This window comes from Dyella sp. (genome assembly GCF_035508675.1).
Lineage (GTDB): Bacteria > Pseudomonadota > Gammaproteobacteria > Xanthomonadales > Rhodanobacteraceae > Dyella_B.
Window position 1 is genome coordinate 1 of the sequence record NZ_DATJMN010000267.1, and the last position, 6,468, is coordinate 6,468.

A 6,468-nucleotide genomic window follows, 5' to 3' on the forward strand; every position below is an offset into this window, starting at 1 on the left:
CTACGCCTCACCGCCAACCTACGGGAATCGCTTGCATCGGCAGCTCAATACAAATCAATCGGATCCACATCCAGTGACCAGCGCACCTTGCGTGAGCTAGGCAACTGCGCCAATTGCATCGACCATGGCCGCACGGCGGCATGCAAATCACGCCGGCTACTGGATTCGATCAACAGCTGCCCGCGTTGGCGTCCCGCGCGCAGCGGCATCGGCGCCGGCATCGGTCCGGCTATCTGAAGCGTGTCGGTCATCGGCAAAGCGGCACACGCTTCGGAAAGAAACGCGTCCACCGCCACCCGTTGATGCGCTTCGCAGCGCAGCAGCACTTGATGGCCGTACGGCGGCAAACCGGTCTGCTTGCGTTCGGCGAGCAGTTCGCTTGCCGCGGCGGCGTAGCCCCGCGCCAACAGCGCATGCAACAGCGGATGACCGGGATGATGGGTCTGCAGCAGCACGCGTCCGGGCTTGCGCGCGCGCCCTGCGCGGCCGGCCACTTGCACGACCAGTTGCGCGAGGCGTTCGCTGGCGCGGAAGTCGACGCTGAGCAAGCCCTCATCCACGCCGACGATCGCCACCAGGGTGAGGTTCGGCAGATCGTGCCCCTTCGCGAGCATCTGTGTGCCGACCAGGATGGCCGGTGCATCGTCAGCCAGGTTGCCCAGCAACTGTTCGAATGCATCGCGCCGGCGCGTGGTTTCGCGATCGATGCGCAGCACCGGTACCTGCTGGAAATGCGCGGTGAGTGCTTCTTCCAGGCGCTCGGTACCCTGGCCTTGCGGTTTCAACTCCTGCGCGCCGCATGCCGGGCAGCTTGTGGGCACCGACGCCTGCAGATCGCAGTGATGGCAAACCAGCTTGCGCCAGGCGGCATGCAAGGTGAGCGGGTGTTCACAGCGTGGGCATTGCGCATACCAGCCGCAGTGATGACACAACAGTACCGGTGCGTAGCCGCGCCGGTTACGAAACACCAGCGCCTGCTCGCCGCGCGCAACGGCTTCGCCCACGGCATGCAGCAGGGCCGGCGACAGGCCGTGATCGAGCCGCTGCGCGCGCATGTCGATGATCTGCACCTGTGGCGGTTGCGTCGCCGCCGGGCGCGAGCGCAAATGCAGGGCCTGATAGCGGCCGGCCTCGACATTCGCCAGGCTTTCCAGCGAGGGCGTGGCCGAACCGAGCAGCACCGGTACCTGCAAGGCGCGTCCGCGCACCAACGCCAGATCGCGCGCGTGATAACGGAAACCTTCCTGCTGCTTGTAGGCGCCGTCGTGTTCTTCATCCACGATGATCAGGCCGGCCTGCGGCAACGGCGCGAACACCGCCGAGCGCGTACCCAGTACCACCTTGGCTTCGCCCGCGCGCATGCGCAGCCACGCCCGCGCGCGCTCGCCTTCGGCAAGATTGGAATGCAGCACTTCCACCGGCACGCCCAGCCGTTCGCGCAGGCGGCGCAAGGTCTGCGGCGCCAAGCCAATTTCCGGCACCAGCAGCAGCGCCTGCCTGCCTTGTGCCAGGGTGCGCTCAATCAGCGAAAGATAGACCTCGGTCTTGCCGCTGCCGGTGATGCCATCGAGCAGGAAGGGCTGGAAGCGGCCGAACGCTTCGCTTACCGCCGCCACGGCGGTTTCCTGCTCGGCATGTAGCGCGAGCTTGGCCGCGTTGGGAAAAAAGGGCGGCACTGGTGCCGGTTCGCCACGTTCGATCAAGCCGGCGTCGGCCAGTCGTCGCGCGGCTGTGCGCCAATCGGGCAAGGAGATATCCAGCTCGGCGGTGGACATGGGTCCAGCGAGCAAGGTCTGCAATAACGCCCGGCTGCTCCCGCGGCGGCTGCCGGCATCAAGTGCGCTGTGTCCGGCCACCGTCAACTGCCAGATCGGCGCCTGGGTTTCCGGCAGCGGTTTGTCTTCGCGCAACAGCAGCGGCAAGGCATTGGCATACGCTTCGCCCGGCGCGCCGAGCCAATAGTCGGCGGCCCACGCCAGGGTCTGCATCAATTCGGCGTCGAGCAGCGGCGTGTCGTCCAGTACGCGCAGCATGCGCTTGAGTTTTGCGCTGCCCACCTGCGCCGGCACGTCCGCTTGCACTACCACGCCCACCGACTTGTGGCGCCCGAACGGAACCAGCACGCGGCTGCCGACCTGCGCCGTGCCGGTGGCGGGCGGCAGATAGTCGAACAAGGTGGGAAGAGGGACCGGCAGGGCGACGCGATGGACGAGCGGCATGGTCGTCAGTGTATCGTGGGCCGCTGTCAGATCTGTCCCAGCCGATGGGTCAGCAGTACGACTGATGGGCTTGCCCGCGATTGCTGCCCTGTCATCTAGGAAAAACACCTAAGTGACTCATCGGCACATGTTTTTTCGTTTATCCACAAGAGCTGTGGATAAGTCTGTGGATGTGCCGTTGAGAGGGGGCCGTTTCGCCCATCAAACCGGCCCTTGTGACAGGCTGTTCAAGTTTTGACCACATAAAAATTTCCATGCAGATCAAGGTGTTGAAAGGACAGCTTGGCCACGTTTAGGCTGGGCTCACGGGCTTGACACACGAGTATGTCAATACCTTGACGCTGTGCAAAACCGCTGTTCCACGCTTCCGGAATGACAGTCAGTGAGCCAGCCCGAGGGTAACGGCAACGATCAGCGCGAACAGCAAAAGCCAGACATAGCACCAGCCGATGCACCAGTATTTCACGCATGTCATCACCCAGCCCTGGCGATACACCCGCTTCTGCATGACCAGCAGGTAGGCCGGCACCCACACTATGAGGGCGCCCTGCAACAGACCCGCCGCGTAACCGGCCCAGCCGGCGACGGGTTTCAGCCAGGTGTTGAGCATGCCGGCGATCACGATCAGCAGCAGGCTGGCGAACAGGAAGGCGTGGCTGTGCAGGGAAACGATCAGGTGTTCCATGTAGAGGCGCCGCTTGAACAGGTAGAACAACTTCAGCAGCAGGGCGAACACCGGCACCAGCACCAGCATGGTGCCGGGCAGTGCGCCGTAGATGCCGGCCGCCACGTGTTCCCAGGCTTCCCGCCGCTCGGCCAGCGTGTGCCCGCGCAGCGCCTTGGCATTGTTGCGGATGTGCTGGGCGAAATCGGCCAGGCGCTGGTTGGCAAACTCCGGCAACCAGCTGATGTGGACGGGTTTGCTGGTGCCGTCGCCGTTGTCTCCGGCCGATGGGGCGGCGGTCGATGCATGCGCGGGGGCGCCCAGCTCGGCCAGCCGCGTGTTCGCCTGCTGGCGCAGCTTCTGTTCGGCCTGGTCGATCTGCGCCACCACGGCGGTGTTGCCGACCGCGCGCGCGGCTTCGAGCGCCTCCAGCTGGGCGGTCAACTGGCGCCGCACCTCCTGCGCGGTGTACGCCTGCGAGAAATCGACGTCCTGATCCATGACCACGGCGTTGCGCTGCTGGCGCTGCTCGATGCGCTGCGCGATCACGTCCGTGGCGATATGCAACACGAAAAACGACAGCAGGCACAGCACGAACATCAGCCGGAATGGCGCGATGTAGCGCACCCGCCGTCCGCTGAAATACTCCAGCGTCAGAAAGCCCGGTTTCAGGAACAGCGCCGGCAGCGTGTGCAGGATGCGCCCGTCGATATGCAGGAAGGTTTCGAAGAATTCCTCGAACAAACCATGCACCGGCCGCAGCACGCTGTGCACCGATTGTCCGCAGTGATGGCAATACTCGCCCTGCAATGGCGCCTGGCAGTTGGCGCATAGTGCGCCTTCGTAGGAGGTCAATTCCTTCATGCGTGCGCTCCCCTGGTGCAGCCTTGAATCTTGGCGGCTGCGCCACGAATAGGGAATAGGGCATGCGGTGGCCTGGGTGGCGCAGCGCACTACCGATCTGCAACACCAAGCTACAATGCCCGGCTCCCAGAGTGTCTACCCATGAAGTCCTTCCATCTCGACCGCGCCCGGGTCTGGCGGGAGATCGTCGCCACGGTACGGCTTTCCTTGCCGCTGATCCTCGCCCAACTCGCCGCTATCGGCAGCAACGTGATCGACGCGGTGCTGGCCGGCCATGTCGGCGCGCATGTGCTGGGCGCGGTGGCGGTGGGCGCGAGCATCTGGTCGCTGGCCATCGTCAGCGGCATCGGCATGATGATGGCGGTGCCGCCGTCGGTCTCCCAGCTGGATGGCGCCGGCCGCCGGCACGAAGCCGGTGAGGTATTCCATCAAGCGCTGTGGCTGGCGTTGGGCATGGGCGTATTGCTGTGGTTCGCGGTGCGCCATGCAGAACCGCTGATCAAGTTGATCGGCGTATCGCCCGGCTTGTATAGCGACGTGGGCGAATTTCTGCGTGCGATCAGCTGGGGCGCGCCGGCGCTTACCTGCTATTTCGCCCTGCGCGGTTTGTCGGAAGGACTGTCGCTGACCCGGCCCTCCATGTATTTCAGCTTCGGTGGCCTGGCCTTGCTGCTGCCGCTGGGCTACATCTTCATGTTCGGCAAACTGGGCCTGCCGCCACAGGGGGCGCGCGGTTGCGGGATTGCCACGGCAACCGTGCTGTGGATCGAGATGATCTCGTTCGGCATCTACATCGCGCTGCATCGCAATTACCAAGGACTGGGTCTGTTCCATCACTTCGAATGGCCCGATCGCAAGCGCATCGGCAAGCTGGTGCACATCGGCCTGCCGATGGCGATCACGCTGTTGGCCGAGGGCGGCCTGTTCGTGGCGGCGGCGCTGCTGATCGGTACCATGGGCGAAGACATGGTCGCCAGCCACCAGGTGGCCTTGAACGTGGCGGCGTTGTTTTTCATGGTGCCGCTGGGCTTGGCGATGGCGATTACCGTGCGCGTGGGCAATGCGGTCGGGCGCGGCGACCCGTCTGGCATTCGCTATGCCGGTTTCTGCGGCATCGGGCTGACGCTGGTAACGCAGACGGTGTCGGCGGGGCTGATGCTGGGCTTTCCGCATCTGATCGCCTCGCTCTACACCCATGACAAGACCGTGATCACGCTGGCCGCACAATTGCTGCTGCTGGCGGGCCTGTTCCAGTTTTCCGACGGCATCCAGGTGGCGTCCAACGGCGCCTTGCGCGGGCTCAAGGATACGCGCGTGCCGATGGCGATCACCCTGTTTGCATATTGGGGCGTGGGCATGCCGATGGGCTGGTGGCTGGCGTTCCATCACGGCCTGGGCGCGCGTGGCATCTGGATGGGCCTGATCGCCGGCCTGAGCATGGCAGCGCTGTTGTTGTTCGTGCGCTTCTGGCGCAGTTCCCACCGGTATCGGCCCGGGACGTTTGGCCCTGTTGCATCCGCCGCCACGGATGCGACGATAACCTCGTGATGTAGGCTGGGATGCCATCCCGGCATCCATGAACTCGCGGCAAGGCTGGACTGCCATTCCGGCCTGCGCACCATCCAAGGACCTCGACGCATTTTATGAGTACCCCACCGCCCCTGGGCCGCCCGCGGCAACCGAACGGATTCCTCGCTTTCCTGCGCGTGTTCGGACGAGGTCTCAACATCGTGCGGCTGATCGTTCTCAACGTGGTGTTCTTTGCTTTCCTCGGGCTGTTCCTGCTGATGCTGGTGGCGGTCGGCGCCGCCAGGCACATCAACGACATCCAGGACAGCAGCGTGCTGGTGCTGCGGCCGGAAGGCAGGTTGGTGGAGCAGTACAGCATCAGTCCGCTGCAGCGCGCGGCATCCAGGCTGTCCGGCGATGAAGCGAAGGAAGTGCAAGTGCGCGACCTGGTCAACGCCATCGATGCCGCCGCCAAGGACGCGCGCATCACGCGCATCCTGCTCGATCCCAGCCATTTGCAGAGCGGTGGTTTCGCCGCGTTGACCGAAGTGGGCGCCGCGCTCGATCGCTTCCGCGCCGCCGGCAAGCCGGTGATCGCCTGGGGTCCGGAGCTGGACCAGTACCAGTATTTCCTGGCCGCGCATGCCGACCGCGTGCTGCTGGACCCCGAGGGTGGCCTGTTCATCACCGGCCTTTCCAACTACCGCCTGTTCTACAAGGACCTGCTCGACAAGCTGGGCGTGAACGTCTACCTGTTCCGCGTCGGCCAATTCAAGAGTGCGGCCGAGCCCTTCATCCTCGATCACGCCTCGCCCGAAGCTAAGGAAGCGGACAGCTACTGGATGGGTGGTTTGTGGGACGGCTATATCAACGACGTCGCCAAGCTGCGCAAACTGGACCCTGCCGCGGTGCGCGCCGACATCGACGACCTTCCGGATCGTCTCGCTACGGCGCAAGGCGATCTGGCCAAGCTGGCGGTGGATGAGCATCTGGTCGATGGCCTGGCCACGCGCGAAGAACTGATCGACATGCTGCGCAAGCAAGGCGTGCCGGCCGGCAAGGATGGTCATGGCATCCGTGGCGTTGCCCTGGACAACTATGCCGCCGCCATCCCCAGCCGCGACAAGCCGGGCGACGATGCGGTCACCGTGGTGGTGGCCGAAGGCGAGATCAGCGGCGGCAAGCAGCAGCCCGGTTCGATCGGCGGCGAAT

4 protein-coding genes are annotated in these 6,468 nt (G+C 64.7%); 2 read left to right on the forward strand and 2 right to left on the reverse strand.

What is annotated here, in order from left to right:
• Positions 1–44: 44 nt before the first annotated feature.
• Positions 45–2,219: a primosomal protein N' gene (locus VMA74_RS13875; protein ID WP_325367926.1), complete on the reverse strand. Its 2,175-nt coding sequence runs from the start codon at positions 2,217–2,219 to the stop codon at positions 45–47.
• Between the two features lie 379 nt (positions 2,220–2,598).
• Entirely contained in the window at positions 2,599–3,747 is a 1,149-nt protein-coding gene (locus VMA74_RS13880) for a DUF3667 domain-containing protein (protein WP_325367927.1), read from the reverse strand.
• A gap of 141 nt (positions 3,748–3,888) precedes the next feature.
• Between VMA74_RS13880 and VMA74_RS13885 the strand changes: the two genes are divergently transcribed.
• Both VMA74_RS13885 and VMA74_RS13890 read left to right on the forward strand, forming a co-directional pair.
• Positions 3,889–5,295 (forward strand): MATE family efflux transporter, encoded by a 1,407-nt coding sequence (locus VMA74_RS13885; RefSeq protein WP_325367929.1) that lies wholly within the window; start codon positions 3,889–3,891, stop codon positions 5,293–5,295.
• Positions 5,296–5,390: 95 nt separating this feature from the next.
• A partial coding sequence (locus VMA74_RS13890; protein ID WP_325367931.1) for a S49 family peptidase occupies positions 5,391–6,468 on the forward strand: 1,078 nt, incomplete at its 3' end.

What these genes read in the sequence shown, in the direction of transcription:
- VMA74_RS13885 (WP_325367929.1), top strand. Translation starts at nt 3,889, where the DNA reads ATGAAGTCCTTCCATCTCGACCGCGCCCGGGTCTGGCGGGAGATCGTC.
- VMA74_RS13875 (WP_325367926.1), bottom strand. Translation starts at nt 2,219, where the DNA reads ATGCCGCTCGTCCATCGCGTCGCCCTGCCGGTCCCTCTTCCCACCTTG.
- VMA74_RS13880 (WP_325367927.1), bottom strand. Translation starts at nt 3,747, where the DNA reads ATGAAGGAATTGACCTCCTACGAAGGCGCACTATGCGCCAACTGCCAG.